This window comes from Dehalogenimonas etheniformans, assembly GCF_014672715.2.
In the GTDB taxonomy this organism is placed as follows: domain Bacteria; phylum Chloroflexota; class Dehalococcoidia; order Dehalococcoidales; family Dehalococcoidaceae; genus Dehalogenimonas; species Dehalogenimonas etheniformans.
In genome coordinates this window covers 376,739-403,506 of sequence record NZ_CP058566.2, presented here as the reverse complement: position 1 = coordinate 403,506, position 26,768 = coordinate 376,739, and the positions used below count along the sequence as shown (strand labels likewise).

General features: G+C 52.8%; 26 protein-coding genes and 1 riboswitch. Of the genes, 7 read left to right on the top strand and 19 right to left on the bottom strand.

The features are described from left to right. Positions 1-36: 36 nt before the first annotated feature. Together HX448_RS02080 and HX448_RS02075 are read right to left on the bottom strand one after the other, a co-directional pair. On the bottom strand, positions 37-1,242 hold the full coding sequence (locus HX448_RS02080; RefSeq protein ID WP_102331339.1) for a molybdopterin molybdotransferase MoeA: 1,206 nt from the start codon (positions 1,240-1,242) through the stop codon (positions 37-39). Then, positions 1,239-1,742 (bottom strand): MogA/MoaB family molybdenum cofactor biosynthesis protein, encoded by a 504-nt coding sequence (locus HX448_RS02075; RefSeq protein WP_102331340.1) that lies wholly within the window; start codon positions 1,740-1,742, stop codon positions 1,239-1,241. Before HX448_RS02075 ends, HX448_RS02080 begins: the two co-directional genes overlap by 4 nt. 174 nt (positions 1,743-1,916) lie before the next feature. Here HX448_RS02075 and moaA point away from each other — a divergent pair, with 174 nt between their 5' ends. From moaA to fdhD, 4 genes are read left to right on the top strand one after another with little or no spacing between them, the layout of a single operon-like run. Beyond that, a complete protein-coding gene (gene moaA / locus HX448_RS02070; RefSeq protein ID WP_226846808.1) occupies positions 1,917-2,918 on the top strand; it encodes a GTP 3',8-cyclase MoaA in 1,002 nt (333 codons plus the stop codon). Positions 2,919-2,921: 3 nt separating this feature from the next. Beyond that, positions 2,922-3,395, top strand: coding sequence for a cyclic pyranopterin monophosphate synthase MoaC (gene moaC / locus HX448_RS02065; RefSeq protein ID WP_102331341.1), 474 nt, complete (start codon positions 2,922-2,924; stop codon positions 3,393-3,395). Beyond that, on the top strand, positions 3,379-3,855 hold the full coding sequence (locus HX448_RS02060; protein WP_102331342.1) for an MOSC domain-containing protein: 477 nt from the start codon (positions 3,379-3,381) through the stop codon (positions 3,853-3,855). Before moaC ends, HX448_RS02060 begins: the two co-directional genes overlap by 17 nt. 11 nt (positions 3,856-3,866) lie before the next feature. After that, complete coding sequence (gene fdhD, locus HX448_RS02055) at positions 3,867-4,703, top strand: formate dehydrogenase accessory sulfurtransferase FdhD (RefSeq protein ID WP_162485799.1); 837 nt, start codon at positions 3,867-3,869, stop codon at positions 4,701-4,703. Here the strand turns inward: fdhD and mobB are convergent. The 3 genes from mobB to HX448_RS02040 form a co-directional block, all read right to left on the bottom strand. Further along, complete coding sequence (gene mobB, locus HX448_RS02050; protein WP_102331344.1) at positions 4,669-5,313, bottom strand: molybdopterin-guanine dinucleotide biosynthesis protein B; 645 nt, start codon at positions 5,311-5,313, stop codon at positions 4,669-4,671. The two genes, fdhD and mobB, sit on opposite strands and share 35 nt — an antisense overlap. 145 nt (positions 5,314-5,458) lie before the next feature. Beyond that, positions 5,459-9,388 (bottom strand): beta strand repeat-containing protein, encoded by a 3,930-nt coding sequence (locus tag HX448_RS02045; RefSeq protein ID WP_102331345.1) that lies wholly within the window; start codon positions 9,386-9,388, stop codon positions 5,459-5,461. A 51-nt stretch (positions 9,389-9,439) separates the two neighbouring features. Beyond that, positions 9,440-13,471, bottom strand: coding sequence for a hypothetical protein (locus HX448_RS02040; protein ID WP_162485800.1), 4,032 nt, complete (start codon positions 13,469-13,471; stop codon positions 9,440-9,442). A 391-nt stretch (positions 13,472-13,862) separates the two neighbouring features. On the opposite strand from HX448_RS02040, the gene HX448_RS02035 reads away from it, so the two are divergent. Next, the gene (locus tag HX448_RS02035; protein ID WP_104201583.1) at positions 13,863-14,471 is read left to right on the top strand and encodes a COG4315 family predicted lipoprotein; all 609 of its coding nucleotides are present in this window, start codon (positions 13,863-13,865) and stop codon (positions 14,469-14,471) included. A gap of 108 nt (positions 14,472-14,579) precedes the next feature. On the opposite strand, the gene thyX is transcribed toward HX448_RS02035, so the two are convergent. From thyX to HX448_RS02010, 5 genes are all read right to left on the bottom strand, one after another. Further along, a complete protein-coding gene (gene thyX, locus HX448_RS02030) occupies positions 14,580-15,164 on the bottom strand; it encodes an FAD-dependent thymidylate synthase (protein WP_102331348.1) in 585 nt (194 codons plus the stop codon). A gap of 201 nt (positions 15,165-15,365) precedes the next feature. Beyond that, the gene (locus HX448_RS02025; RefSeq protein WP_102331349.1) at positions 15,366-15,815 is read right to left on the bottom strand and encodes a c-type cytochrome; all 450 of its coding nucleotides are present in this window, start codon (positions 15,813-15,815) and stop codon (positions 15,366-15,368) included. A 33-nt stretch (positions 15,816-15,848) separates the two neighbouring features. Continuing rightward, a complete protein-coding gene (locus HX448_RS02020) occupies positions 15,849-17,567 on the bottom strand; it encodes a GMC family oxidoreductase (protein WP_102331350.1) in 1,719 nt (572 codons plus the stop codon). A 14-nt stretch (positions 17,568-17,581) separates the two neighbouring features. After that, the gene (locus HX448_RS02015) at positions 17,582-18,334 is read right to left on the bottom strand and encodes a gluconate 2-dehydrogenase subunit 3 family protein (protein ID WP_102331351.1); all 753 of its coding nucleotides are present in this window, start codon (positions 18,332-18,334) and stop codon (positions 17,582-17,584) included. Between the two features lie 377 nt (positions 18,335-18,711). Continuing rightward, positions 18,712-18,951 (bottom strand): hypothetical protein, encoded by a 240-nt coding sequence (locus HX448_RS02010; protein ID WP_102331352.1) that lies wholly within the window; start codon positions 18,949-18,951, stop codon positions 18,712-18,714. A gap of 608 nt (positions 18,952-19,559) precedes the next feature. Here HX448_RS02010 and HX448_RS02005 point away from each other — a divergent pair. Then, positions 19,560-19,952, top strand: coding sequence for a DUF2780 domain-containing protein (locus HX448_RS02005; protein ID WP_102331354.1), 393 nt, complete (start codon positions 19,560-19,562; stop codon positions 19,950-19,952). A gap of 278 nt (positions 19,953-20,230) precedes the next feature. Here HX448_RS02005 and HX448_RS02000 read toward each other — a convergent pair whose 3' ends face one another. The 7 genes from HX448_RS02000 to HX448_RS01970 all read right to left on the bottom strand — a co-directional run bounded on the left by HX448_RS02000 (position 20,231) and on the right by HX448_RS01970 (position 24,233). Continuing rightward, positions 20,231-21,409: an aminotransferase class I/II-fold pyridoxal phosphate-dependent enzyme gene (locus HX448_RS02000; RefSeq protein ID WP_102331355.1), complete on the bottom strand. Its 1,179-nt coding sequence runs from the start codon at positions 21,407-21,409 to the stop codon at positions 20,231-20,233. An 11-nt stretch (positions 21,410-21,420) separates the two neighbouring features. Further along, on the bottom strand, positions 21,421-21,906 hold the full coding sequence (locus HX448_RS01995; protein WP_102331356.1) for an Lrp/AsnC family transcriptional regulator: 486 nt from the start codon (positions 21,904-21,906) through the stop codon (positions 21,421-21,423). A gap of 99 nt (positions 21,907-22,005) precedes the next feature. Next, entirely contained in the window at positions 22,006-22,470 is a 465-nt protein-coding gene (locus tag HX448_RS01990; protein ID WP_102331357.1) for a glycine zipper domain-containing protein, read from the bottom strand. A gap of 51 nt (positions 22,471-22,521) precedes the next feature. Next, entirely contained in the window at positions 22,522-22,995 is a 474-nt protein-coding gene (locus tag HX448_RS01985) for a DUF6174 domain-containing protein (RefSeq protein ID WP_102331358.1), read from the bottom strand. A gap of 82 nt (positions 22,996-23,077) precedes the next feature. Further along, a complete protein-coding gene (locus HX448_RS01980) occupies positions 23,078-23,584 on the bottom strand; it encodes a ferredoxin-thioredoxin reductase catalytic domain-containing protein (protein WP_102331462.1) in 507 nt (168 codons plus the stop codon). Beyond that, on the bottom strand, positions 23,584-23,862 hold the full coding sequence (locus HX448_RS01975; RefSeq protein WP_102331359.1) for a glutaredoxin family protein: 279 nt from the start codon (positions 23,860-23,862) through the stop codon (positions 23,584-23,586). Before HX448_RS01975 ends, HX448_RS01980 begins: the two co-directional genes overlap by 1 nt. 53 nt (positions 23,863-23,915) lie before the next feature. After that, the gene (locus tag HX448_RS01970) at positions 23,916-24,233 is read right to left on the bottom strand and encodes a TfoX/Sxy family protein (protein WP_102331360.1); all 318 of its coding nucleotides are present in this window, start codon (positions 24,231-24,233) and stop codon (positions 23,916-23,918) included. 99 nt (positions 24,234-24,332) lie between these two features. Beyond that, a riboswitch (ZMP/ZTP riboswitch) is annotated at positions 24,333-24,413 on the top strand. 38 nt (positions 24,414-24,451) lie between these two features. Here HX448_RS01970 and HX448_RS01965 point away from each other — a divergent pair. Further along, positions 24,452-24,919 carry a hypothetical protein gene (locus tag HX448_RS01965; protein ID WP_102331361.1) on the top strand — a complete coding sequence of 156 codons (468 nt, stop codon included), beginning with the start codon at positions 24,452-24,454 and terminating at the stop codon, positions 24,917-24,919. A gap of 86 nt (positions 24,920-25,005) precedes the next feature. Here the strand turns inward: HX448_RS01965 and gatA are convergent, their stop codons facing one another. Together gatA and gatC are read right to left on the bottom strand one after the other, a co-directional pair. Next, positions 25,006-26,463 (bottom strand): Asp-tRNA(Asn)/Glu-tRNA(Gln) amidotransferase subunit GatA, encoded by a 1,458-nt coding sequence (gene gatA, locus HX448_RS01960; RefSeq protein ID WP_102331362.1) that lies wholly within the window; start codon positions 26,461-26,463, stop codon positions 25,006-25,008. Between the two features lie 6 nt (positions 26,464-26,469). Continuing rightward, positions 26,470-26,757: an Asp-tRNA(Asn)/Glu-tRNA(Gln) amidotransferase subunit GatC gene (gene gatC / locus HX448_RS01955; RefSeq protein ID WP_102331363.1), complete on the bottom strand. Its 288-nt coding sequence runs from the start codon at positions 26,755-26,757 to the stop codon at positions 26,470-26,472. Between the last annotated feature and the right edge of the window lie 11 nt (positions 26,758-26,768).

Here is a 26,768-nt window from a genome sequence, read left to right as displayed (position 1 = left end):
GCTCCCCGAAATAAGCAATGAAGGATTATGAAGAGGTTAGAACAAAGTAACCCGAACTACTTCGCCTTCGGGCAGGATGTCCACGTTGGCGGCGATGTCGATGTAGCCGTCTGCCAAAGCGGTAGCAGTAATAGCACCCGACTCTTTGAAGAGCGGCTTCGCCTTTTGGCTGCGGATTTGCACCGGCAGGAATTGCCGCCTGCCGACCGAACCGGGGACAGCCTCAGCCAGTGGCAAGTCCACGGTCGTCACGTGTTCAAATTCACGCTGAGCCATTTTCTTCACCATCGGCGCCGCCAGCAGGTAGGCGTTGATCAGGCAAGAAGTGGGGTACCCCGGTAAACCCAGGACGGGCTTGTCATTGACCTTTGCCAAAAGCGTCGGTTTTCCAGGTTTTATCTGGATCCCGTGGAACAACACTTCTCCCAGATCGGCGAGGGTCCGCGACATCAGATCCCTCTCTCCGACCGATGAGCCACCAGAGATGATCACTATGTCAGAATCCAGCGCCTCAATAATGGCTGAACGCAGGGCTTCTGGCTGGTCACGGGCGATCGGCAAGTCGGTAACTTCTCCTCCACTCAGGCTTACCACTGCGGAAACGGTGTGAGAATTGATGTCCCAGATCTGGCCGGGCTGGAGCGGACTGCCGGTAACGGCTATTTCCTCTCCCGTTGGCAAAACGGAAATTCGGGGTTTTCGAAACACCTCGATTTCGGTCATTCCTTGAGATGCCAACATGCCGACCTTGCCCGGATTGAGCCTGGTGCCGGCAGTCAATAGCATCGAACCCTTTTTAATGTCCTCGCCGGTACGGGCGATATTAGCTCCGGGGTAAACGGCTTTCAAAATATTTACAATGCCGCCGTCGGGGCTGGTTTCCTCGACCATTACAACAGCGTCGGCACCCGCAGGCAATCGCGCGCCGGTGGCTATCTGGACGGCGTTTCCGGCGCCAACCCTCATGTCGGGTAAATCACCTGCAAAAACTGCACCCGTAACTGCCAGCTTCCTCGGTTGACCGCGGGAAGAACCGAAGGTATCGGAAGCGATAACAGCATAACCATCCATCGCCGCCCGGTCGAAGGGGGGCACTGAGACGCGGGAGATAACATCACGCCCCAGGACTCTGCCAATGGACGCATCAAGTGAAACGGTTTCGGTTTGTTGAATGGGCTTGACCAGGTCCAGCGCCATTTGCCGCGCCTGATCGAAATCAAGCAGCCTGCCAAAGGGTTTCAACGCGAAGCCTCCCTGACCATGTGAGGCAGTTCGGGAACGATAATCTTCTCAAGGGCGAGTTTCACCGCGGCCGCCGACCCCGGCAGACACAGGACAATCTTGCCGTTGGCGGCTCCCCCTGCTGCCCGGGAAAGGACGGAGGCGGGACCGATCTCCTGGTAACTCAACGATCGGAACAACTCGCCAAAACCATCCATAGTCTTGGTAAAGACAGGTGCAACCGTTTCTATGGTAATATCCCGATTCGACAGGCCGGTACCGCCGGTTATAATGACCGCGTCAAGGTCGCCGGTGGAAACCAGTGCGGTTACCAGCCCGCGCAGCCTGGCGGCATCGTTCGGCAAAAGGTTATAGGAATGAATCCGGTGAGCGGCGGCGATGAGACTCTCTTTGATCGACCGCCCGGACTCATCCGTCTCTACCGTGCGCGAATCCGAAACGGTAATGACCGCTACGCTAAGGTTTTTCGGCGACAAGGCTTCATGTTCAGTATGTCCCACAAACGCATTATAACCTGTGCTCGCGATTGGGGCAATTAACGCCAATTGTGGATACTTGTCCCGGGCCCATTGACCTTAAGTACTAATACTCATATAATGGAAAGTAATCTAGCCCGGATTTAACCGATGATTACGTTCAAATTTCCCAACCAAAATGTTTTACCAGGGGAAGCGGTGTCAGTAAATACCCAAACCATGCTCAGCGGCTGCCCGACCGAGTTATATGACGGGCATAACCGTCGCATCGATTATTTGAGGATATCGGTCACCGACCGATGCAACTTGAACTGCGTCTATTGTGGCGACGGCCGGTGCGATAATCTGCCGCACGGCGCCATACTGACCTACGAAGAGATCACCAGGGTTGCCGCCATCCTGGCAGGCATGGGTATCTCTCACATCAGGCTCACCGGCGGCGAACCCCTGGTGAGGCCCAAGGTCGATGTCCTGATCGGCATGTTGCGGAACCTGCCTGGCATCGAAGAGATATCGATGACGACCAACGGCACCTTGCTGGAACGCTGGGCTGAACTGCTGAGAAAATCCGGACTCAACAGGGTCAACGTCAGCGTCGATTCATTGAAACCCGAACGTTTCAAAGAGATAACCAGAGGCGGCGATCTGGGACGGGTCCTAAACGGAATTGAAGCCGCCAAAATTGCCGGCCTCAAACCCGTCAAGGTCAACGTCGTGGTCATGCCCGGCGTAAATGACGATGAAATCACAGATTTCGCCCGTTGGACCATCGAAAACGGTGCCAACGTCCGTTTTATAGAACAGATGCCATTCACCAAAAACGCTGCGTCGGTCACAGTAGCCGATATGAAGACCATCATCGAAACGGCGATCGGTAAACTGGAGCCAGTGTATGAGCACGGCAGCGGACCGGCTAGTTATTTCAAACTACCGGCCGCGAAGGGAACCATCGGTTTTATCCAACCGGTTAGCAATTGCTTTTGCGACAACTGCAACCGGCTGCGCCTCACCGCCGACGGTAAATTGCGGCTTTGCCTTCTGGACGATTCCGAACTGGACCTGAAACCGATGCTCCGCGGCGACCTCACCGATGCAGAGATCAAGCTGGCGTTACAACAGGCTATAATGAAAAAACCGGCGCGGCATCAACTGGCTGACGGCATCGTTCCGGAAAAACTGATGCGCCAGATCGGAGGTTAGATCTTGGAATTAAGCCATGTCGACGGCTCAGGCGCCGCCCGGATGGTCGACGTCAGCGGAAAAAGCGACACGACGCGCCGAGCCGTGGCTAAAGCTACGCTCCGGATGAAATCCGAAACAATTATCGCCATTAAGAAATCGGCGGTAAAAAAAGGCGACGTGCTGGCGGTGGCCCGCGTGGCCGGCATAATGGCTGCCAAAAAAACTCCGGATTTAATCCCGCTTTGCCACAAGCTGGCAATCTCATCCGCCGCGATCGATTTTTATTTTGTCGATGATGTCACTCTCTCCATCCGGAGCGAAGTCGTCTGCAAAGGAGCCACGGGGGTGGAGATGGAAGCGTTGACCGCGGCTTCGGTCGCTGCGCTGACCGTCTACGACATGGTTAAGGCGATTGATCGCGGGATGACAATCGAGAATATCTATTTGGAAAGCAAAGAAGGCGGCAAGAGCGGCAGATATGAACGAAACAAATAACACCGAAGGCAAAATCCTCTCGGTCTGCTTCAGCGTCAAACGCGGCACCAAGAAAAAGGACGCCGCTTCCGGATACCTTGCTGAAGATTTCGGACTTATCGGCGACGCACATGCTGAAGCCCATAGCCACCGGCAGCTCAGTTTGCTGGATATCTCCAGCGTTAATAAAATGAGAGCCCAGGGACTCGATCTGACCTACGGCGACTTTGCCGAAAATATTACTACAAAGGGCCTTTCACTTTATACCCTGCCGGTGGGCACCCGCCTGGTCACCAGCCGCGGCGTAGAAATGGAGATCACTCAGATCGGCAAGGAATGCCATCACCACTGCCAGATCTACCGCCAGGTGGGGATGTGCGTCATGCCGCTTGAAGGCGTATTTGCCAGGATAATGAAGGCCGGCGAGGTTCACGCCGGGGACACCATCAAAGTGGTCGTCCCGCAGTCCGCAGCCGCCTGAAGGCTTTCAATTTGGAAAAGACCCAACAAATCACCATTACCCGGTTTACCAGCGGCGAAGCCTCGATCATCGAGGACGAGGTAGCGCGGGAACGGGCTCTTACTATCATCCTCAACGGAGAGGAACTGGTGACCTTGCTCTGTTCGCCGGGGGAGTTCGATTACCTGGCTGCGGGCTACCTCGCCTCAGAGGATATTATTTCAACAGCAGCCGATATCAAAAACCTTTCGGTCAATGAAGTCACCGCCGTGGTCCGGGTCGAAACCGTGGGCAAGGTTAGCACAGAGCTGACTTACAAAAGGGTTATATCTTCAGGGTGCGGCCGGGGGGCGGCGCTGTATTCGGCAGCCGATGTCAATTCGCTAAATCCCGTTACGTCAAAATTGAACGTCACGCCGGCACAAATATACAAATTGGTACGCGATTTCCAGCATCATAGCGAACTTTTCAAAGAAACCGGCGGCGTCCATTCCGCCGCCATAGCTGAACCCGTCGGAATCGAGTTCTTCACTGAGGATATCGGGCGGCATAATGCCGTCGATAGGCTTTTTGGAAGAGCAATCTTGGGAGGGCTCGACTTTTCGTCCAGGATGTTGCTCACCAGCGGCCGGATCTCCTCTGAGATCGTTTCAAAGGTCGCCCGGCGGAATGTAGGACTGTTGATATCGAGGTCAGCGCCTACCAGCTCAGCTATCGAACTCGCTGATCGATTGAATATCACTCTGGTCGGGTTCGTACGCGGTGAGCGAATGAACGTTTACACCAATCCCGGGAGAATCGTGGGCGGTCAACAGGCGCCTGGAGGCGGGGCAGCTATGGCTTCTTCAACCGGAACTCAAGGTCCTTGACCCCTGCCACTCCCTTCAAGGTCTTAGCCATGGTTTCCATGACCGCGGCGATGATTTCAGCCGGGTAATTCGATAACGCCACACGTTCACCGTTTACCCTGAGATCAACTCTCGACCTTGAGGGATTGATAACTGTCTCGACCAGGAAATCAGCGATTGCAGATACATCCTCCAAACCAAAACGCCTGACGTCAAGGGCGACGGATTCGTCGCTGACGACGGCCACGACGCGGTTCAAAGACTCTGGGGGCGACCCCGCCTCAAGCCTATGGACCAGTATTTTTGGAACCGGCGAATTCTTGAATCCCTCAGCCAGGATGATGTCAAAATCCTCATCCAGCGACCAGGCGATATTCAACAAGGTGCTTTCGGACGATTGTTTTTTTACGAAAATCAACTTCTCGGGAGAGTTGATCACCGAGGTATTGCTGCCGGCGGCAAGATGCCTGGTGGTGTCCCTTTCTTCCGCCGGTTCGACGAGATGGCCGGGAACATGTTTGATGGTGGCGACTCTATAACCACGGCTCTTCAACTCAGGGATAATCTTCTCCAGAAGAGTGGTTTTCCCTGAGTCACTCCTACCGACGAAGGCGATTACGGGTGCGGGCATATTAGTTCTCCTTTTAAAACTCCAGTGATCCAAAGAGGTGGATCAATGTGTCCAGGCACATTGTAAACAACATTACAGGTTTTTGGTATCAAAAAAAGGGCAGAGCGCTGGAGCGCTCTGCCCTTCGCGGTATTCTATGGGGTATTCAGGATGATTTCTTCGACCTGCTGCCTACGAAGAGAACTATGGCGAGGATCAGGGCAGCTGCTACGACCAGGCCGATGAGCAGCCAGTTGGTTCCACCGCCGCCCGAAGTAGTCGGCGGATTGGTGGTCTGGGACGTCGTCGGCAATGTTGTCGTCGGTGGGTTGGTTGTCGGCGGATTAGTCGTCGGCGGAGGCGTCGTGGTCGGGGGAGGCGTCGTCGGCGGAGGTGTGGTCGGAGGCGGCGCCTGCAGACCGATTAGGGCGAACGTCGTGAAGTGAGTGATAGTCGCCGTCACAGTCTTGGCGGCGGTGTCGACAGTGCTGGTCAGTTTCACCCAGGCGGTGCCATCCCACCAGGCGATGTACAAGCCGCTCTCGGTGAGGTCGGTGATGTCTGCTGCGGTGTACTTGAACACCATATTGATACCCGGATTGAAGGTGACGCCGGTGGTGCCCATCTCAAAGGCAGAGACGACCTTACCCTGTGCGGGCCCTGCCGGGACTGTAGTCGGGACCTGCGCCGACAGGAAGGGTTGCGCGGCGCCGGCGGCATTCCAGATGAGTACGCCGACGGGGATATTGAGGGTCAGTTTGCCATCGGCGGTGGTTATGGCGCCAGCAGTCAGGGACTTGCCATTGCCGTCCATGAAGGGCGAGGTTCCGGCCAGGTTGATACCGATGAGCTGCGAGCCGAAGCCGCCACCACCACCGCCACCACCGCCACCAGCGGGAGCCGCGGCGATATCCGCGGTCGCCGTGGGAGCACCAGTGAGCGAGATAGCATAGTTGGCGGCATCAGCGCCAGTAAGCGTCGAACTGGAGGTCAATGACACAACTTTCCCAGTCGCGACGGTAGCATCCGCAAAGGCGGCTACTGCATTCAAGGTGACAACATCGGGAGCGATGATGCCGGTCAATGTCAAGTTATTGGTGCCAATGGTCGCTGATATAGAACCATCGTAGGTCTTGTTGTTGGCGGTAAACGTTCCGCCAATTGTCAGGGTCTTCGGAGTGATGTTAGCGGTTGTCGTTGCTCCGCTCAAGGTATAGTTGCCGGCGTTTGCGCCGCCAAGAGTCAAACCGGTGATGTTTACTACTTTGGCATTTCCGGCAGTAGCAGTAGCAAAGGCTCCGGCGGCGGTGCCAGCCACTGTTACGGTGTCTCCGGTGATGACCCCGGTTAGAGCAGCAGTTCCGCTGACTGTCGCGGTGGTAGTGCGGTCATAAACTTTATTGGCTGCGGTAACGCCGGTGACAGTCAACGGTTTGGATGTGATGTTGGCGGTAGCAGTCACCGGAGTTGCTGAAAGCTGGTAGTTGCCGGCATTGGCGCCTCCCAGGACGAGACCAGTGACAGTGACTGTTTTATTCGTTCCTACGTTGGCGTCGGCGAATGTTGCGGTGCCGCCGCTGACGGTAACAACGTCCGTACCGACAATTCCCGTAGGTATGCCGTTGGTGAAGGACGAGGCATTAGTACCATTGTAGACCTTGTTAGGTACCGTCACCGTGGGGGTGAGGATAGCCTTGGTGACGTTGATGGTTACGGTTGCGACAGCACCATTAAAGGTCGCCGTGTCCGTAGGTGTGAACGTAACTGTTAGTGTTTGCGTTGGACCAACCGGCAATATAGTACCGGCAATGGGAGAGTATACAAAGTTTCCGGGAATCGCCGCATTTGGGGGATTTGGTGATGTCGCAGTGGCATTTAATTGAGTTGGACCAAGGGCAGTTCCGTAAACAATGTCAATTGGATTCGCCCAAGTAATGACTGGGTCAACCTTGCCATTATTCACGTAAATCGTGACCTGCTTTGTCGCTGTTGAATAGTTCACCGAATCAGTGGGAGTGAACACAACCGATAAGAATTGAGATCCACCGGTGTTCATCACCGTGCCTGATGGTGGGGTGTAAACAAAGGCACCGGGAACGTTAGCTGTGGCATTCAGTTGAGCGGCGCTCAATGTTGCCCCAACGAGCACGTCAGCAGGATTAGCCCAAGTGATCACAGGAGTAGCCTGAGTGATCGTGCCGGTGCTTACTGTAGTAAATGTGATGGTGTAGTTAGCCGTCACATCGACGGCGCCTTTCATCACAGTGCCGGAAGGCGTCAATACCTTGTTAGTCCCGACATCAGCAGTATCGAAGGTCTGGACAAAATTTGCGGTATCCCCAACGACGATGGGGGGTGTTTGGGCAGAGGTGACAGCCGGGGTGCCCGTCGAAGTTGTCGTACCATCATATACCTTGGTATCGGTGACAGCCGTAACAGTTATGGGCCTCTGAGTGATGGTGAAGCTTGCACCAAAATAGGTTATCGCATAGTTGGCATTACCCAGCGTTCCACGGTTGATTGGATAGGTTCCGACGTTTTCGCCAACAGCACGAACCAGTGCTCCAGTCAATGTATCGCCGGGAGCGAGGGTTCCTGCAGTGATACTGTAGGTGAGAGCCGGATCGACACCGCCATAAACCTTGGTCGCAGCAGCCGCTGTTACGGTGATCGGTCTAGCCGTGACTGTCAGCGTTGCGACGGCGGAATTCACAGTCGTACCATTGGAGAAGGCTGCTCTCACCTGCATCGGCATCATGCCCGTCACCGAAGGCTTGGTTAAGGTAAGAGTGGGCGTAGTAGCACCCATAATATTCATCCAGGTGACCCCATTGTCCATGCTCATCTGCCATTGGACCGTTGGAGCCGGCAAACCGGTGGCTGCGGCGGTAAATACGGCATCAGCACCATAAACAATAGCCTGGTTGACCGGTTGTGTCGTGACCATCGGGGGAATCGTGGGATAAGCCACTACCTTCAACATGACACTAGTATTGGCACCGGCAGCCACCAAGTAATACACGGAAAGATTTGGAGTTGCCCCTGTCGGCATCAAAGTCGCAGATGGGTTTGAACCGGCTGCCACCAGGGTGCCGGTACTGAACACACCCCCGCCCCCGCTTAAGGCGTAGGTAACACTGGTACCATTAAGATAAACCGCTGCCACCATATTGGCGTCAGAGGTCATGCTTACCTGTGTAAAGGCACCTAAAACGACCTCGGACCAAGCGGCTCCGAGCGTCGCAGTATATGCGTTACCACCCTGGTCGTAACCAACCATGACTCCGAGAGTCGGAGCTGCAGTGATAGGATTCTGGCTCAAGTTAGCCGCGCTCGCCCTTGCGACGGATTCAAGGCTATTTCCGGCCGCCCCGGCGTTAGTGTCATAAATGACGCTGAAACTATGAACACCGGCGGCGGTAACAGACTCATGATTGGCGATGACGTGATACGCTCCAGCCGAATCGACGGCGATGTGCGGGTTCGAAAACAAAGATCCACCGGTCGCGTCGGAAAAGCCGCTCCATATTAATGTGGTAACATCAAAGGTCAGCGTCGTTTGATTGGGTCCCGCAGCGATGGAAACGTCAGCTAAAGTAGTGACCGGATCTGTGTCTGCAAAAACTACTGTCGGAGCATTCGTACCATCAACCGCGATATCGGGATATCCAGCAATAGGCGGTCCTCCAACCAATACGAGTGGGGACCACGTCCCGTTGGCTGCGCGCTTGGTATAGTACTGGCCATCGGTTGCGGCAAAGACCACCTGGGGTAGTCCATCAGGTCCGATGGCAATCGCGGGATGGCTATCGGTCACAGTCGCAGGAGGAGTATCGACCACTTCTTCGGTCGCCGATGTGGTACCCGAATTGTAGTAGATGCTGCCTCCACGATCGTAAACAACATGGGTTACACCATTGGCGTCAACTGCCGAATCGATGTTGGCGTTAACGCCCGTTCCGGTAATGGTGTATGTGCCGATCGCCTGGGCATTAGCTGGAAAGGCCAGCGAGATTATAGCCGTTGCTGCTAAAAGTATCGCAGCAGGTATAGCCCATAGATGGAAGGTTCGCTTCATGACGGAAGTGCGATTCATTTTCTTTTTTCCCCCAAATCTTTCGTATTTTTCATTTCACTTTAACCTCATCTATGGTGCGGTAATGCTAGCAGGGGTGGACAGGACCCACGCGGAGGTCTGGTTCCCATTGACCGCACGAATCCTGTAGAAGTAGGTGCCAGCCGGAACGAGCTGCGAGAATGATGTGTTCGACGCAGGGATGTTGTTTGTCGTCTGGACATTAGCCGTGAAACCAGCATTCGTGGCTCGTTGGATAGTAAAGCTGGTGACGTTGGTAATACTAGCCGTCCAATTAAGCGTAACGCGGAAATTTCTGCCCGAAGCGACTGCCGGAGTGATGATGGTGAAGGTTGTCGGCGCGGCGAAGGCACCTCCCGCACCATACTGGGCGGTTATAAAAGGCGAGGAATCCGTCATTACCGGGAAACCGAGAGTATCGACGTCGCCAACCGTGTTATTGGCGCATACTCGATAGAAATAGGTTCTGTTCCTTCTAGCTGTATTGTCAACAAACGAAGTATTGGTACTGCCTACGACGTCCCAAGTGACCAATCCGGCTGTAAAAGCAGCATCGTCAGCTCTTTGCAGGGTATAACCGGTTGTCCTGACGCCGACATTGGTCCAAGAGGCAACTAACGAACTACCCTTTGGCGTGATCGTCAGGTTGGTGGGGGTACCGGGCGCCACCACATAAGCCATAGCGTGCATCATGTCGTTTTCTTCGTGGGCAAGGATATGGCAGTGGTACATGTATTCCCAACCGAAGTTCACCACGTGGTTCGGGATGCTGGTGATGGCGACTCCGTTAGGATCGAACCAGCCGGCAGGCGGCGGAGATTCAAGTGGCATTCCGGCAGGCATCGACGGGTCGATAAGACGAACACTGTTCGGTACCTGGTCGAGGAACGGCAACACCGTGGTATCGTGCTTAATAGGCCTGATCGCAACGAATGTCTGTTCCAGAGGATTGACCCTGATCGTTTCCTTCCAGCCGTATTCAATCGGGTGAATAGGCGTCATGGGCATCATGCCGTCCCATGCCACCCTGTTGATCAATTGGACGTTGAACAGATGGAAGTGAATGGTATGGGTGTCGACGCCATTATGGTTGAGGTTCCAGATCTGGGTACCGTCACCAAGTGATCCGACAAGCTGGGTGCGTAAAGAACCATGATAGATATCCACTGGAGGGGATGAGAACCCGTAGGGAATGAATTGAGCGATCTGGGAAGTTGACGCCGGCAGTTCCAGACCCAGCATGCCATTCATTCTCCCGAACTTATCATAGACACCACCCATCTCGTCGTGGATGCTCTTGGGTTCCAACGGCAGTGTAACCGCGGGCTGCAGGTTTCCTGCTGCGTCGATCGGTTGGAACGTGTGAGATATCTTATTAACCTGGATGAACATCTGGTCTGTCGCAGTTGGGTAAGTATCGGTTCCAACTCCGGTTTTACCATAAGCTGAGTTGTAGAAGGGTTGAGGGACGATGATCGGGTCCTGGCAGGTAGCGAAGACGCCCTTTTTGGTGACGACTCCGTTGGCCACAGTCTGAGCCCACACCGACTTCAAATTGGCGAGTGTTACATCGGCAACGGCATTGGGCGCAGCCACGGTCGTGCCAACCCTGAATTGCATTATCGTCCTGGTGTTAGGGCCTTTGCCGGGCGGTACCACGCCGTATCCGCCAGTACCGGTCTGGTCCTGGCAGTTGGTGTAGTAGTCATACCGGGGATCCGACGCAGGCCACGCGGCCGGTCCATCGTTGTAAAGGATTATCGTCTTTCCAGCGAATGCCGTGAAATCGACGATGACGTCAGCGCGTTCAGCCGTTCCCACGGCTAACGAAATATCCAGAACAACTCCGGCATTGAACATCGTCGGGTTATTGTTCCAGGACAGTGGCATCGGAGACACAATCGACGGTTCCGGAGAAAAACCGCCTTCTGTGCCTATGTGCCACCAATCCGGACCGGCATTTGCCATGTCGGCGACACCGCTCACATCAAACGGGGGCAGCCAATTGGTACCCGTCACCGGGACCATGCCCACTTCAGACGGGAAGCCGGAGGCATTATTAAGGAAAAAGGTTGCCGTTGCCGTAGCCTGGGTTCCACCTACTCCGGTGGGAGGTGCGATGGTGACGACAGGATCTGCAGTGTAATTACTGCCAACGACGGTGATGGCTATTCCGATAACTTGACCGAAAGTCGGGCTCATAGGATCGACATCGGCGGTAGCAATGGCTTGAGCCCCATGCCCGGTGGTATCGCCCCCACCGGGTGTGATGGTCACGATGGGATCGGCGGTATACCCTGAACCACCACCGGTCAGTGTGATCGTGCCAACTATCCCAGTCGCCTGGAATAGGGAAAGGTTAAGCGAACGGTCATTCGAAGCGTTGAGAATGCGGAAGCGGTAAGGTCTGGGCTCCACGTCGAGGTACGGAAAGACGGTGCCATTGACCATCTGGGTGTCCATGAAGGCTTCGCCCGGGATGGAAGGATAGGGCGTGCCGGGCATTTCCGGCGGCTGCCAGGGGGCGTTGACAGGGTCATAATAGATATTGGGAATTGTCCCCTGTTTCAAACCGGTTGTGGGTGGGAAAAACCACGGCCCGTACATCCACCGGCCATACGCCGCAGCGCCGCTGGGATCCCAGGGATTTTCAGCCGGCATGTAGGTGTGCGGGTACCAAAGGTCGCCGAGCTTCGCGGTACCTGGAGTGGTACCAAATGTAGGTTGGGTCGGATCAAGCCAAGTGGGATCGGTCATACCTATTGTCGTAGGATCGACAAAAGACCGGTCCTGGATAACCAGCGGGATGCCAATGTCAGGAAGGACCTTCAGTAAACCGGGATTAACGCCCGAAGTATTGGTACCATTAATCAGGTCCTGTTCGACCTGGTCGGTGATAACATAACCGGCCGCCATACCGACATACACATTGAGGCGGGTGATGCCCCAGGCATGGTCGTGGTAGAACATGAGGCGGGCGCTCTGGGCGTTGGTATAGTAGATCGTGTAAGTTCCGGGACCGCCGTCCGGCATGTCTGGTATCATCGCGGCGCCAACGCCACGGCCGTTAGGATGGTAAGGAACGTTCTCTCCTGCGGGAACGATCCACTGGTGTGGACCGCCATCACACGTCCAAACCGAGTTATTGCCGTGATTGTGGACCACAACCCGATTCTGTGGGTATGTCCCCATGTAGGTCATGCCGGGCATGTTGGGAATATCGACCTCGTACATGCCGGAACCCATTACCTCTGTGTCTACAGGAATGAATAGGTTGCCGGCAGTTCCGGTGGGCAAGAGGTTGTAGAATTTGATCCTGACCGGGGTGCCGAGATCGCCAGCTTTGGGGGCACCCATGGCGACAATCGCCGGTCCCAGGAAATGCGGGTGATCTACACCTTTAGCCTGGGTCACGCCGTCGGGCATCATTATCGGACTGCCATCAGGATTAACCAACGGAATCTGGAGGCCCGGAACATTGGTGGTTGATATCTGCACATAGCCGCGGTGCTTGGTCTTCGGCAATTCAGTATGTAGTTGTTCCTCATACTCGACCACGGCAATTTCGTAGTAGTCGGAGCCGGGATAGGTCGTCTGATCAGCAACAGCTACAGGGATATACTGGCCGAGGGCGTTAGCCGCCCCCGAACCCAGGCCAGCTAATTTATCGATGAACTTCGTAAGCTGCGGGCTGTTAGCCCAGTTCGGCGTTCCGAAATAATCAGGGATCAGGTGACCGTTGGGATCGGTGGCCAGCACCGGTGGCGGCATAATCATTCCGCCGCCCATCTGGAACTTTTTGGCCATCTTTTTTGCGCCGCCGGCAACTTTGGCTCGGAGCTTTGCCAGGTTTTCGGCCGCGGCTTTCCGGTCTGCAAGAGTAATCTTTTCCTTAAAGACCAGCTTTTGCTCCGGCGTCACCTCTTTGGCCTCGAGGATTTCCTTAGGTACCGCCAAAGCGGCGGCTACGAAAGCTGCGCTTGCTGCCGTCATCTTGGTAAAAGTTCGGCGGGTAACGTACCCTTTACCTATAGTTTGCGAGTGCCTAACCCGCTTCCCGGATGGTTCGTTCGCGATGGTCATATCCAGTCCTTTCTCCCTGAATTTTTTCTTCTGTTTATCCCACATAGCAGGAAACAGGGCTCTACGCCATTACAATTAATAATAGACGCACAATTTCATAATGGGTATTAGGGGTTCTACGTAATTTCGGCGGGGAAAGTACCTAATCACAAATCAGAGTTCTTCTCTAGTGATCCGAACTTCAGATCCTGTGAGATCTCCTTGGGGGGATTTGCTCACCAAAACAACTTTATCTTGAAAAACTACCGGGTAAAATAATTAAGAACGACAAATATTAAGGGCATAAATCCCAAGAAATGCGTAAGCATACTGATGGCATAAGGGGGTCTTTCCGGGGATAATTCAACGGGTAAGTTTAAACCGACAGAAATAATCTGATAGAGGTATTGAAGTGAAGAGTAACTCTGTTTATACCAAGTTCACTATCCCTATGGTCGCGTTAATCATAATTTTGACCGTCGCCGGTTGCGGATCCAATGCCACAACCACCTCCGGAAATCCGAATACCAATACGACCTCCAATCCGCCGACAAGTTCTGTGCCGGCAACCACGCCAACAACAACACCCCCTGCTTCAACGACGGCAGCCCCGCCCACGACCTCTGTCCCACCAACGACACTGCCGCCAACTACTCCCCCGGTCACGACCATACAACCGCCCGTTACCTATGCGTATTCGGTCAATGTCGCTGTCAAGACAAATGTCGGGAATTACCTGGTGGATAGCCGAGGCTTCGCCCTTTACTACACTACCAGCGACAGGCCTAACTACAGCAATCTACCGGATGAGACAATCACCGCCTGGCCGGTGTTTTTTGTGCCAACACTTACGGTCGGATCTGGACTCAATTCAGCCGATTTCGGTATTTTTACCAGGGACACTGGCTTGAAGCAGATAACATATAAAGGATATCCACTGTATTTGAGCGTCTATGACAAATCATCGGGTGATACGATGGGGAACGCGCTGGGAGGAGTCTGGTTCGTAGTCAAACCGTGATCGGTTTCGAGTTTGAAAGTGCCGAAAAGCCAGGGCTTACGCCCTGGCTTTTGATTGATTAGAACGATTTTGGATTGTCCTTAAGTATTGGAAGATGTTTTTGGAGGATTACATATCTCCAAAAACCCCTGGGGCTTGCTCCCGCATTATCTCTCTGATTTTAGCCATGACTGCCCGCATCTCGGGCAAGGCCGCAGGGCCAGTCCGGAGCCTGATGATGTGGCGGATCTCCCGGAAGTTCCAGGTGCAGATAATCTCGGTCGAACAGGCATTTGGCAGAACATAGCGTGCGATCTCCGGTTTCACCCCGGCCTGGAGTAGCTCGCCATAAGCTCTCCACGCCGCCTCCATGGACTCTCTGAATACCCTAGCGGTGGCACTGTCCCCTACCAGTTCTGGCGGCGTTATGTAATCTGCAACCGACTCTTTGACGTACCGCTGGCTGCGCTGGGAATACGAAGCAATGCGGTGGCGGACCAATTCGTGGGTCAGAGCGCGAGACGCCTTGATATAAAAGGTAGCTGAGGCGTGTTCGATCAAGCTGTCATGACCCTGCTTGACCCGGGCCTGCAGCCATCCTTCTTTGGTCCCCAGTTTATCCCCGCTGGCATAGCAGAGCCTGCCAGCCTGTTCGGTCAGGGATTCAGCATTGGGCGTAATGGCGAGCAATTTAACAACGACTTCGTATTCCATCTGTTTCCTTATTCGTGGGATTACGCAGAGAACCGAAAATGACTCAGAGCAGTAAGTCTAGCCGACACTGAAATTGTAATCAAATTTCGTTGTGTCGGTGAGAAGCAAGAGTCAAACAAAGCCGGAAGGGAAAGCCGAGATAGATATCTTTAATCGGTTTGAAAGAGTCTCTCTATGCAGCGCCCCAGCGACCAATGCGGACTATTTGAGGGAAAGGGTGCTCAGTTGGCCCTCATCGAATGTGGACGAAGGTGTTATCTGATTGTCCTGAATCAATAGGTAACACAGGACATTTACTGCCTCTGAATGTGAGAGGCTCCCGGGAGCGTTCAAAGGCATCGAGGATGATATGAAATTGAGCATCGCCTGGCCGTTGGGCGCAAACAAGGTTCCCCCATTATAAATTCCCGGTTGGTAGCTAGAGCCCCACAACGCTGGCCCGACACCGGTGCCTTGACCATTTGCCCCGTGGCAGGCAACGCATTTGTTCGCGTACACACCCTGGCCTTGATTGGCTAAAGCCTGGTAGGTATTGCCCGAACTCGTAGTGGTGGTTCCGGGAGGAGTCGAACCTGTCGTTGGTGTTGAACCACAACCAAATCCGAAAAATACCAACGCTAAGACTAGAAAAAACGGCGCGATTTTCTTCATGCTCTCACTCCGAATTATTCTCGATCGTCTCGATTATAAGTACTGCACCAAATTTCCACCGGTCTGGGCTTGTAACTTTATATTGTCAGCCGCCCAATAACTAAGCGCTTCAATAGTATGGGTCGGATTGTAACCAAAATAAGTTGGAAAAACTGCGCCGCTCACAATAAACATGTTGGGAAGTTCCCACGACTGCAAGTATTGATTAACTACCGATTTGGTTGGATCGGTGCCCATGCGGCATGGCCCCACTTCGTGGTTGTTCCAGGGCGGGATCAATAGCGGCCCATTGACTGTGGAGGATGCGCCCGCCTGTTTCAGGATAGCAGCCATTTTGGGCTGAAGAAAGTTCCCAATGGCTTTTTCGTTGTCGGAGCCGGTGTATGTTACGCGAACAACGGGGAGTCCGATGGAATCTTTAACCGTCGGATCGAGATCGATAACGTTGTTTTCATAAGGAAGGGTTGGAGTTTGGGCGATAAGCCCCAACGTCCGTTTGAAGTACTGTTTGATGAAGTCCTTCCGAGCCTGTCCCCAGTTCTGGTTGGCTGCTACCTGCTTGAAATCACCGGGCGCCAATGATGAAGTGCCGGTGATAGCATGAGTATTGCCGCCAAGTGAAGTTATCGAAGCTCCCTCAATGAATCCCAAACCGGTATGATCGAAATTATCGCCGTTAAATTCATCGATGGTGGCATTAGCCCCGGTTTGACCTTCGCTAGGATTGGTAATGAGGGTATCAAAGATCCCATTAACGATCTGGTACTGGTGGCTCATCAGGTATTTGCCGACCATGCCGTTGGCATTCATACCCGAAAGCAGCAACAGCCTGACTGCTCCCCACGTGTAATTAGATACGATGATAAGTCCGGCCGGTTGTTCCTGTTCCACACCGGCTTGGTCGAGATAAGTGACGCTGGTCGCCCGGCCATCACTCTTGTTGATTCGGATAACCCGGCAACCTGTCCGCGCCTCAAAATTGCCGCTGGCGACTGCCTTGGGATAGACGCTGACCATAGTGCTAGATTTGGCTCCAATGTGGCAGCCATAGCCAGAACAAAATCCGCAGTAGTCACAGCCCGGCCGTCCGTCGTAAGGTTGAGATATGATGGCCGAAGGCGTTGGGAAAGGCTTGTAGGAGAGGGCCGTTGCCGCCTGGCTGAAGATGCGCGACCCGGTGGTCTGGATGAGCGGAGGCAATGGAAAATCTTTGGATCTCGGACCTTCGAACGAATTGCCGCCAGCTTGAATCTGGCCGTTGATATTTCCGGCTTTGCCGGAGATACCAATTTCCGTATCCACTTTATCGTAATACGGCGCCAGGTCGTTGTAACTGATAGGCCAATCAACCACATTTGTACCTGGAGGCAAGGCATTCGCTCCATATTTTGCGGTTATTTCGCTTTTTAGTCGGAAATGATGCGGTAAAGCCCGCCAGTTCCAGGTGCCGTAATGGATAGAACCGCCGCCGACTCCAGATGAGATCGTCCAAGGTACCCCCGAATTGATGGCCGAGGTCTGGGCGTTGGGCCGGTAAGTCATCGGTTGTTCATCGATAATAGGTTTTAAAAGATATTGCCGGCTTTCGTATTTGAGTTCATCATGATCCCACTGGAAATCCTGGGTTCGGCGAAGAGGCCCCCATTCGATGCCAACTACTTTTAATCCGGCGGTAGAGAGTTCCTTGGCCATGATGCAGCCCGCGGCGCCGAGCCCAACAATTACGACATTGACTTTAGGCAAAGTAGCCATAGTGCAATCTCCTTTTAAAATCCAGAGGCCGGCAGCGGCATAACGATGCCTTCGACGTCGGCTAGTGTTAGAATTTTTTTCGATGCTTGGTCAAAACCGATTGCCATTTCAGAATCGATGTAAGCCGCCTGGGAACCGGGGTAACCTATCATCTTCCATCCTACAAGGTTCTGGTTGCCTCCATAGAGCGGATCACAGAAAGTACCCTCGGTCATATGCTTGAGAAGCAAGCCGAAAAACTCTGCTGCCCCGGGTGCATAAAATCCGGTCGCGGTTCCTCCCTGCATATCGGTCAACACGGTGTCCTGCTGCGCCGCCGTCAGGTCACCAAAATTTTTGGAGAACTTGGTCTGGCAGTAGGCATTCATCGCAGTAATGCCACGGTGATAGTTCACTCCCAGATTTGCATAAGCCCCGTTCAAAGCCCGGTCAAGATAAATATGCGCCGTGGCCTCGACAGCACCCGGATCCGAAGCGGAACCCGGAAGAAGTCTGCCAAAAGCGGCTTTGATGGTGGCGGCTTCGACAGCACTAAAAAAGAGGTAAGTTTCAACCACCGGCGGAGCGGTGGTTGGCGGGGGAGTGGTCGTGGGCGGGGCGGTGGTCGTTCCCGTCGGAGTAGTTGTGGGATTATTCGATGTGCAGGCCTGGACCAGAGCCATAGATCCAATGGCAAAGCCGCCGGCAATGATACCCGCCCCTTTAACAAAATATCGGCGGGAAACGCCGAGATTTTCTTTAGTCGGTTCAATCGTTGTTTCTTGCATGATAGTCCTCCATAAGCTGATGTTACCCCTTACCCTCAAACTGAGTAATCCGTACAAGTACGTAATTCCAATCAGCTTGATTACCTAATTTTCAGAGGCTTTTTAGAAAACGAGAAACTGTCAATTTACGTTTGAATTAAGGGCTGAAAGATATCGAGGATTCAGAAAAAATTGAGTTCAGCGAGGGTCATTTGGGAAAGGTGGAGCCCGTCGAGTGAAGCGATCCAACGAGGCATTTTTGGCGAATGTACGCTGATCTTAATTGACGCGCCGGAGCGACGGAATATCTCGCCGACTATCCAGATCAAAGACATTTTGCTTTGGAGGCCCTCCAAAGCAAAATATTTTCAAATAATGAAATTTCAGCAAATCAAAGTTCAAATGACCATCATCTGTTCTCGAGGTACCTCAAACTCCTCTTCGCATTGAGTGCATTTGAAAACAACCCTGCTCAAAGAGCTTCCGGCCTTGTCAAACCTGGCTACGTCGGCATATTCACCGTCGTCAGGGCATTTAGCAGTCAAAGAATACCTGTATTTGGTATCCGGATCGACCAAAGTCACTTTTCCCGTATCGAACATTTTTTTGATCATGGCAGGCGATTTTTTTGCATCCATATAAATCTCCTTCAGCGTGACTGAAACGATTCTATTCTTTCTTTCGGTGTCAAGCAATACCTAAATAAACCATTTTGGGAGGAATTAGGACTATAGTACAATTGCATTCTTTAAAATTTAGGAGTACCTTATCCGCTGAAAAATAAAAAAATACAAGCTGGATAATAGGAATGGTGGAACCCGTGTTTGAAGTTGCAGCCCAAGAAGCCGTGGAATTGTTTGAAAAGAGTAAAAATCGCAGACTTAAGGATGTCTTGAACGTTATCAAGCGCACGTATCATCTTTCGAAAGCCGAGCTCGCCAGGGTCAAAAGGATGGCAGAAAACCTATTAACCTGGGAACTGTTGGGGTTTGAAAGATCTGTAGACGTTTGCTGAACATCTTGTTGCTCACCGTGGTCTGAATAGAGCCATCTAAACCAAGCTTTCCGCCTAGTTCCGATGATTTGCTCATCCATGGAATTGGCGCTTAATCGCGCTATTTTCGCATTTGATTCCGTTCCCCACGGCCGATAGAATTAGTTTCAAGGGCAGGTGCATCGCCTGTCTCCTTCTTCAGCGTAACCCTATTAAACGATAATCAAAACTGATTCAAATTGAGGCCATAGGATGGAATTAGTAGACCTGTTAATCTGCAAATTGGGAGTCACGGAAGCGCAGGCGAAGGGAGGCGCGGGGTTAATTCTCAAGCGCGCAAAGGACGCCCTCGGGGACAAGGAATTTGCCGGCATTTCTTCGATGGCCTCCGATCTCAGCACCCTTGTAAGGGATCTACCTGCGACAGACAACACCGTCATGGGTGAAGTCGAGAAGATGTTTTCGATCTTCGGCAGGAAGTTGGGCAGCCTGGGTTCGGCGGCCGGCGTCAGGACAGGATTCTTGAAATTGGGGCTGCACGCCGAGATGATCGAAAAATTCGAACGGATCATCCTTGATTTCGTTAAGGGCAAAAGCGGGGATACTGCAAGGATGTCGTTGGAAAAAGCCTTAAGTTTAGATTAATTTCATTAATTTTGATAAGTAGATATTTATTGTCCAAAGATGTCTTGACTTTCCATTGCCCATGGATTATAGTACCAATAAGGTTCCAGGCATCAATCTCCCCCCTCCAAAAGAACCGGCTGGTGCTACAGCCGGTTCTTTTGGCTTCTAAAACAAAACAATTCCACAATTGCACCCTGGAGATTGACTGGTTTTTGTCTTGATGTCCCTGGTGACTCAAGCGAAGAAATGAGCTGGGAGGATGAGGAAACGAGTTTTTATTCCGCCGGGAAAGATGGTTACAAGCGGGTCAAGAAACGTTTGACGCGTTCTAGCGCTTCTTCGATTTGTGGCAACGAAGTGGCATAACAACAACGGAGGTAACCCTCTCCCTGCTCCCCGAAAGCAGTGCCCGGAACGACGGCAACCTTTTCTTCCTTCAGGAGGCGCTCAGCAAATTCGTCCGAGGAAAGTCCGGTCGATTTTATCGAGGGGAAGGCATAGAAAGCACCCCTGGGATCGAAACAGCTCAAGCCCAACGAATTAAAGCCGGACACCATCACCTGACGCCTATGATTGTAGTCTTCGACCATCGCCTGAATATCAGACTCGCCGTTTTTCAATGCCTCGATAGCTGCGGCCTGGCCCATTGAGGAAGCACAGAGCATGGTGTACTGGTGGATCTTGGTCATGCCGGCGATGATTTCTTTTGGTCCGGCAGCATACCCGATACGCCACCCGGTCATAGAATACGCCTTGGATACCCCATTAAGGACGACGGTACGTTCCCTCATACCGGGTAGGCTCGCGAACGACGGAACAGTCACGCCATAGGTCAAGCGATTGTAAATCTCATCCGAGAGGACAATCAGGTTGTGCCGAGCAGCCAGGATAGCCAGCTCCGCCAATTTGTCGTAAGGCATCACTGCCCCGGTGGGGTTGGCGGGATAACCTAAAAGAATAGCCCTCGTCCTCGGCGTTATTGCCCTGGCGACTTCTCTAGGGTTTAGTTCGAACGATTCGGACTCCCAGGTCGGCACCGTCACCGGTACGCCGCCCGCAAGAGTTACGCAGGAAGGATACGACACGTAGCATGGGTCCGGGATTATCACCTCGTCGCCGGGATCAAGGATCGCCCTGGCCGCCAGGTCAAGGGCTTCAGAAACGCCCACGGTTACGACGATCTCGCCAAGAGGATTGTACTCTAAACCATGTGCCGTATTAAGGTAGCGGGCGATCTCCTGTCTCAACTCGGGTGTGCCGGCGTTAGAGGTATACATCGTCCGGCCATGCTCAAGGGCATAAATAGCAGCTTCGCGTATGTGCCACGGGGTAACATAGTCCGGCTCGCCGACGCCGAGCGAAATCGCTCCTTCCATATCGGCCAGCAAATCGAAAAACTTACGTATTCCCGACGGCTTAATAGCCTTTACGGCTTTTGAAGTCATCGAACGCTTGACACTTGTTTCGGTAGGCATCGATTCCAGACCTAAAGTACGACTTGTTGCCGGTCGATTTGCTCGGTTCCGGCAAGAACCTCGCCGTCTTCCTTGTAGCGTTTAAGCATGAAGTGAGTCGTGGTTCCTTGGACGCCGTCAATCTGTGACAGCTTCTGGGAAACAAAATCGGCCACCTGATGCATTGTCTTACCTGTAACTAACACTGCGAGGTCATATGTACCCGACATGAGATAAACAGTCCTGGCTTCAGGGAAATTATAGACTCGACGGGCGATGGCATCGAAGCCGGTGTCCCGTTGGGGAGTCACCTTGACCTCGATGATAGCTTCGACGCGTTCATTGGAAACTTTCTCCCAATTGATGACTGTCTTGTAACGGACGATCGTACGATCGGTTTCGGCTTCACCGATGATTTGTTTGATCTCGTCAAGAGAGGCACCGGTCATCCGAGAGATCACTTCGGGGGTGGTTCGAGCGTCTGATTCCAGGATCTTAAGAACTTCATGCTTCAGCATAGCTAACCCCTGTTGCCGAGTGTGTCGTTCATTATACGCAGTTAGAAGAACGAGTGTAAAGAACTGATCTCTTATCGTCACGCGGGAGACGGAAATCTGTTAAATGACTCGTCCCTGTTTGTGGGCGATGGCATCCAACAACCCACCGACGGCTACCCCGAACGCCACTCCCAGGATGACACCGAGAATACTAACATCAAAAGCGCTGCCGATTGCCGTGCCCATAAGCAGGCCTATTGCGATCCACAGAGCAAGGTGCTCTCCCTCCTCCGTCAGGTGGTGAGCGGTCTTCAGATGCCTGATGATGCCATCCAATTGCCGGTAGTAGGCTTTCCATTCCGGGAGTTGCCACTGATCAACATCTTTAATGCCGTTGATAAGTCGATCGATTGCGGGCAAGTGGCCAACACATGACTCGCAGCCGAGGGATGACGAATCCAGGCGCCTGGCTACCCTTAAAACCATATTCAAACGCAACCGCTTCTGGTTTTTGAGCGAAATATCAGGCTTTAAGGCATCAACCAGGGATTCTATGCTTGACGGTTTTCCCTTCAAATTTGCCATCGGAAACCTCGGACGTTTGGAGCTATTTTATCACGTCCGAAAGTGCCTATGTCAGGAGGTTGGGGCGAACGATTCAACGAAAAACGCGATTTCATCGTCAACTGCATCTTTAATACGATCGATGTTAATTGATTTTGGATAACCATTCGCGGATTCATAGACAACCGTCAGGCTGTCAACTCTGTCATCGATAGCTTTTTGGACGACCTCAAACAACTTGTCGATAGTGTCGTACTGTTTGAAGAAATCGGTGGTAATTTCTTTTGGTTCTTGAGCATATTCGGCGTCCGTATTAACTCCATTTTGAACTGTCATGATCACAGGGAAAATAATGTTGGGCGGGCAGAAACAGCCTACGCGAAGGCGAAATTCGTAAGATCTGATGTCTGCCCGTTCCCACCTGGCACGAGCGGCATCGAGATCGCGTTGGAGACTACTTTTAACAAGGTCGCAGCCGGGAATGAGCACCAAAGACATTACGGCAATAAGACTCGAGGCAAAAACCAGCCTAGTAAGGTATTTCATTTCTAGCCGCGTGATCGCTGTTCAGTTTTGTCAGATCGAAATTGTAAATCCAGTTATCCTTTAATAAAAGAGCGATTGGTACCTAGACAAAACGCTCGAACCGGTCTTTCGTCGCTTTGCAGATGGGACAGATCTCCGGCGGTTCCCCGCGAGCGCAAAGGTACCCGCAAACTTTGCAACGCCACACCGGCTGTGACAGTTTTATGGTCACACTTCCGGTTGAAGCGGATTCCTGTTTTTTTTCAACCATTTTTTGACCTCGCCTTTCGGGCACAGGCTTCAACGCCTGTTTACCCTGAAGGATCGGAGTGTTAACGTACAAAGCACAGAAACAGGCACCGTATTCGCTTAAATCCGGATCCCGGTAGTCACAGGGGCAGATGATATCAAGATCCTGAGCACGTATGCCGGAGGCAAGCCGGCATGGACAAGCCATGTAGCCATACCTGCCGATGTTAGTAAGAAGCCCTTCCACCAGCGACCGTGTGAACTCGATATCCGGATTGAGGTGATAACCGAATTTTTCAGCGTCGGCGTTAAGCCTGGCGAAAAGGTTATCAACCGCAGCGGTATCATGCCTGGAATCCATCATGCCAGAGCCCGCCGAATCTCGTCTTCTTTAAAACCGACAATGCACTTTTCATTATTTATCACCAGGGTGGGGAAGGAAGTGGCAGGGTTCCAAACCATGATTTCCTTCACTGCGGCATCCCTGTCCTTTCCTGAGAGCAGGTCGACATATTCGTAGGTATAAGCTACACCCATTTCTTCCAGTAATTTCTTAGTCTTGCCGCACCAAACGCAGGTCGATAAAGCGAACAACATAACATTGCCCTTGTCGACACCGGGAACTGTAACTCGAGCCATCTATTTCTCCTTATTCCTCTTTTGCTTGCATTCTTTGGCGGCAGTGACAAGACTTAACCGAAAGCCTTGGAAAGCCACGACTGAAAAACGGTGGAGTTGTCAGACACCACAGCTGGCAGAGCTAAATATTCCTTCATCGATCGCCCTGAAAATGGCTCAAAGGGCGCAGCCTCGTCGAACTCCTTAAACATAGAGCGCCGATCGGCCTCACTCAACCGCAAGATGATATTCGACTGGTGGACGCCGGTCACCATATTGTCGTTAATAAAGTAAGCCGGGCAACCGAACATCATCCGTTTTTGCGCGGGAGAACCCGCGGTGGCGGCGGCCAAAGTGGCCGAAAGTTCGGTGGAACACTTTTCCCATTTCATTGTCACATTTCCATTGTGGCTTATGAAAATAGTTGTGTCAAAATGGAGTGCAAAACGTTGACAGGAACCCGCTCGGCACGATATTGTTAAATTAAATTTGAGTGTTCGCGCGACTGGCGGAAGTGGAGTTCACCACACGGAGCGCGAGCGACGGATTTGCCGACCGCCTGGGCTAAATGCTCAGGCGGTTTTTGTTCTGACGGAGAAAGGAAGCAACGATGTTTTCCAAAGAATGGTTCGTGTACGTCTTCGGAAGATGGATTCTGCTGTCGGGAATTGCCGGAGCTATCCTGCAGGTAATCCTGGTCGATCAATTCTCCATCCCAACTTTCCCCGCTTTCCTGCTAAACCAGCTTCTTCTGGCTTCAGTGTTCTGGTATGTCGACAAGTATATTTTCCAGAGGCATTTCGGCGCGGTAAAGGCTATCTTCAAATTCCCGCGAGTTCGGGGCGAATTTACCCCGGCGCACCAGTTCAACAAGATCACCGAGGAATACAACGAATTTTCAGCCGCATATAAAAAATCACCGGATGACTACAATAAATGGCTCCATGAGTTCCTGGACCTGTCGCATGCCGTAGAAATGACGGAACGTGTTTTGCGTGAAAAGGGCGTCGATGTTAGCGCCGAATTCTATCGGATCGTCCAGCAAAATAAAACAAAAGGCTTATATGACGGGAGCTAATGAGGCAGCGTCTTTTGACGGGATCGATCGTATGATTAGTCGTCATGGCTCGCAGCCTCATGCCATCACCGATTATCGAAGCTGGATTAGATGTTCGGCAGGCGTTTATGCCACTCAGTTACTTGCTGGAATGCGTGGCCGAGCTTCAATATCGTCTTTTCGGCGAAGGGTTTAGCGATGATTTGGAGGCCGACTGGAAGGCCTTCGGCAAATCCGCCCTGGATTGAGATTCCGGGAAGACCGGCGATGTTAACCGGTATGGTGCAGATATCCGAAAGATACATCGAGAAGGGATCGGCCGCTTTTTCGCCGATTTTGAACGGCATCGTCGGCGCTGTCGGGGTGACCAGAGCGTCGTATCTTTCGAAGGCGGCATCGAACTCGCGGCGTATGACGGTACGGACCTTTTGAGCCTTGACATACCAGGCGTCGTAATATCCGGCAGACAGGGCATAGGTGCCCAGCATGATACGTCGTTTGACTTCCGGCCCGAAACCGATAGCGCGCGTCTTTTCCATCGCCTGCCACATACTATCGGTATCCTTAAAGGAGTAGCCGTATTTGACACCGTCATACCGGGCGAGGTTGGCCGAGGCTTCCGAAGGGGCGATGATGTAATAGACCGCCAGTGCTGCATCTGTGGTCGGCAGCGAGCATTCTTCGATTTTACAGCCCAGGTCTTCGTAGACCTTAAGAGCAGCATCAACCACTGCTTTAACCTGCGGGGTGACGCCCTGGGCAAGATACTCTCTGGGTACACCGATCCTCATGCCTTTGACGCTGTCGCCAAGGCAACCGTAATAATCGGTTTCGGGTTGGGGGACTGAGGTGGAATCGCGCGGGTCATAGCCGGCAATGGCATTCAACATTAGAGCCGTATCGGCGACATCCCTGGTAAATGGTCCGATCTGGTCGAGGGACGAAGCAAATGCGATCAGACCGTACCTGGATACAAGTCCGTATGTAGGTTTCAAACCAACTACCGAGCAGAATGCCGCCGGTTGGCGGATGCTACCTCCGGTATCCGAACCGAGGGCTGCCGGAGCGAGACCAGCGGCTACGGCGGCTGCCGATCCGCCCGAAGAGCCACCCGGCACTCGTGACGTGTCCCATGGATTGCGGGTGGTGAAATAGGCCGAGTTCTCCGTAGAAGAACCCATGGCAAACTCGTCCATATTAGCTTTGCCAATTATAACAGCCCAGCGGCCGCGAAGACGCTCTACGACCGCCGCATCGTAGGGAGGAATAAAATTCTCCAGCATTTTGGATGAACAGGTGGTGCGGATGCCCTTGGTACAGAGAACATCTTTGAAAACTATCGGGATGCCGGTGAGCGCCTCACCATCACCCCTAGCGATCATCGAATCGGCTTCCCCGGCCTGTGCCAGAGCCAATTCGTCGGTCAGGGTCATAAGCGCCTGAATCTTCGGGTCCACGGTATCGATACGGTCGAGATAAGCGCGTGTAAGTTCGACCGAAGATACTTCCTTGTCCTTCAGGAGCTTGCCGGATTCAACAATGGTCAGCGATTTGACGTCGATCATGGCGTACTATTCGAGGACAGCCCGGATGCGGAAAAGATCTCCTTCGCGTTCAGGCGCGTTCGCAAGGACCTGCTCCGTCGAGAGAGACAACGCGGGTTCATCATATCCAAGGACATTGCATTGAGCAAATGTATGCGCCGTGGGCGGCACGCCATCCGTCTTTACCTGAGCAAGCACCGAGAAGTGGCCAAGAATATCAGAAAGCTGCCCCTGAAGGCGATCTATTTCGGCGTCTTCGATGCCGAGGCGCGCTAGCCGGGCGATATGCAGGACTTCTTGTTTGGAAAGTTCCATATTCACGGGAT

Excerpts from the sequence above, each read along its gene's own strand:
- HX448_RS02060 (WP_102331342.1), top strand. The coding sequence starts at position 3,379 with ATGAACGAAACAAATAACACCGAAGGCAAAATCCTCTCGGTCTGCTTC.
- mobB (WP_102331344.1), bottom strand. The coding sequence starts at position 5,313 with ATGCCCGCACCCGTAATCGCCTTCGTCGGTAGGAGTGACTCAGGGAAA.
- HX448_RS02045 (WP_102331345.1), bottom strand. The coding sequence starts at position 9,388 with ATGAATCGCACTTCCGTCATGAAGCGAACCTTCCATCTATGGGCTATA.
- HX448_RS02040 (WP_162485800.1), bottom strand. The coding sequence starts at position 13,471 with ATGACCATCGCGAACGAACCATCCGGGAAGCGGGTTAGGCACTCGCAA.
- thyX (WP_102331348.1), bottom strand. The coding sequence starts at position 15,164 with ATGGAATACGAAGTCGTTGTTAAATTGCTCGCCATTACGCCCAATGCT.
- HX448_RS02025 (WP_102331349.1), bottom strand. The coding sequence starts at position 15,815 with ATGAAGAAAATCGCGCCGTTTTTTCTAGTCTTAGCGTTGGTATTTTTC.
- HX448_RS02020 (WP_102331350.1), bottom strand. The coding sequence starts at position 17,567 with ATGGCTACTTTGCCTAAAGTCAATGTCGTAATTGTTGGGCTCGGCGCC.
- HX448_RS02015 (WP_102331351.1), bottom strand. The coding sequence starts at position 18,334 with ATGCAAGAAACAACGATTGAACCGACTAAAGAAAATCTCGGCGTTTCC.
- HX448_RS02010 (WP_102331352.1), bottom strand. The coding sequence starts at position 18,951 with ATGGATGCAAAAAAATCGCCTGCCATGATCAAAAAAATGTTCGATACG.
- HX448_RS02005 (WP_102331354.1), top strand. The coding sequence starts at position 19,560 with ATGGAATTAGTAGACCTGTTAATCTGCAAATTGGGAGTCACGGAAGCG.
- HX448_RS02000 (WP_102331355.1), bottom strand. The coding sequence starts at position 21,409 with ATGCCTACCGAAACAAGTGTCAAGCGTTCGATGACTTCAAAAGCCGTA.
- HX448_RS01995 (WP_102331356.1), bottom strand. The coding sequence starts at position 21,906 with ATGCTGAAGCATGAAGTTCTTAAGATCCTGGAATCAGACGCTCGAACC.
- HX448_RS01990 (WP_102331357.1), bottom strand. The coding sequence starts at position 22,470 with ATGGCAAATTTGAAGGGAAAACCGTCAAGCATAGAATCCCTGGTTGAT.
- HX448_RS01985 (WP_102331358.1), bottom strand. The coding sequence starts at position 22,995 with ATGAAATACCTTACTAGGCTGGTTTTTGCCTCGAGTCTTATTGCCGTA.
- HX448_RS01980 (WP_102331462.1), bottom strand. The coding sequence starts at position 23,584 with ATGGATTCCAGGCATGATACCGCTGCGGTTGATAACCTTTTCGCCAGG.
- HX448_RS01975 (WP_102331359.1), bottom strand. The coding sequence starts at position 23,862 with ATGGCTCGAGTTACAGTTCCCGGTGTCGACAAGGGCAATGTTATGTTG.
- HX448_RS01970 (WP_102331360.1), bottom strand. The coding sequence starts at position 24,233 with ATGAAATGGGAAAAGTGTTCCACCGAACTTTCGGCCACTTTGGCCGCC.
- HX448_RS01965 (WP_102331361.1), top strand. The coding sequence starts at position 24,452 with ATGTTTTCCAAAGAATGGTTCGTGTACGTCTTCGGAAGATGGATTCTG.
- gatA (WP_102331362.1), bottom strand. The coding sequence starts at position 26,463 with ATGATCGACGTCAAATCGCTGACCATTGTTGAATCCGGCAAGCTCCTG.
- gatC (WP_102331363.1), bottom strand. The coding sequence starts at position 26,757 with ATGGAACTTTCCAAACAAGAAGTCCTGCATATCGCCCGGCTAGCGCGC.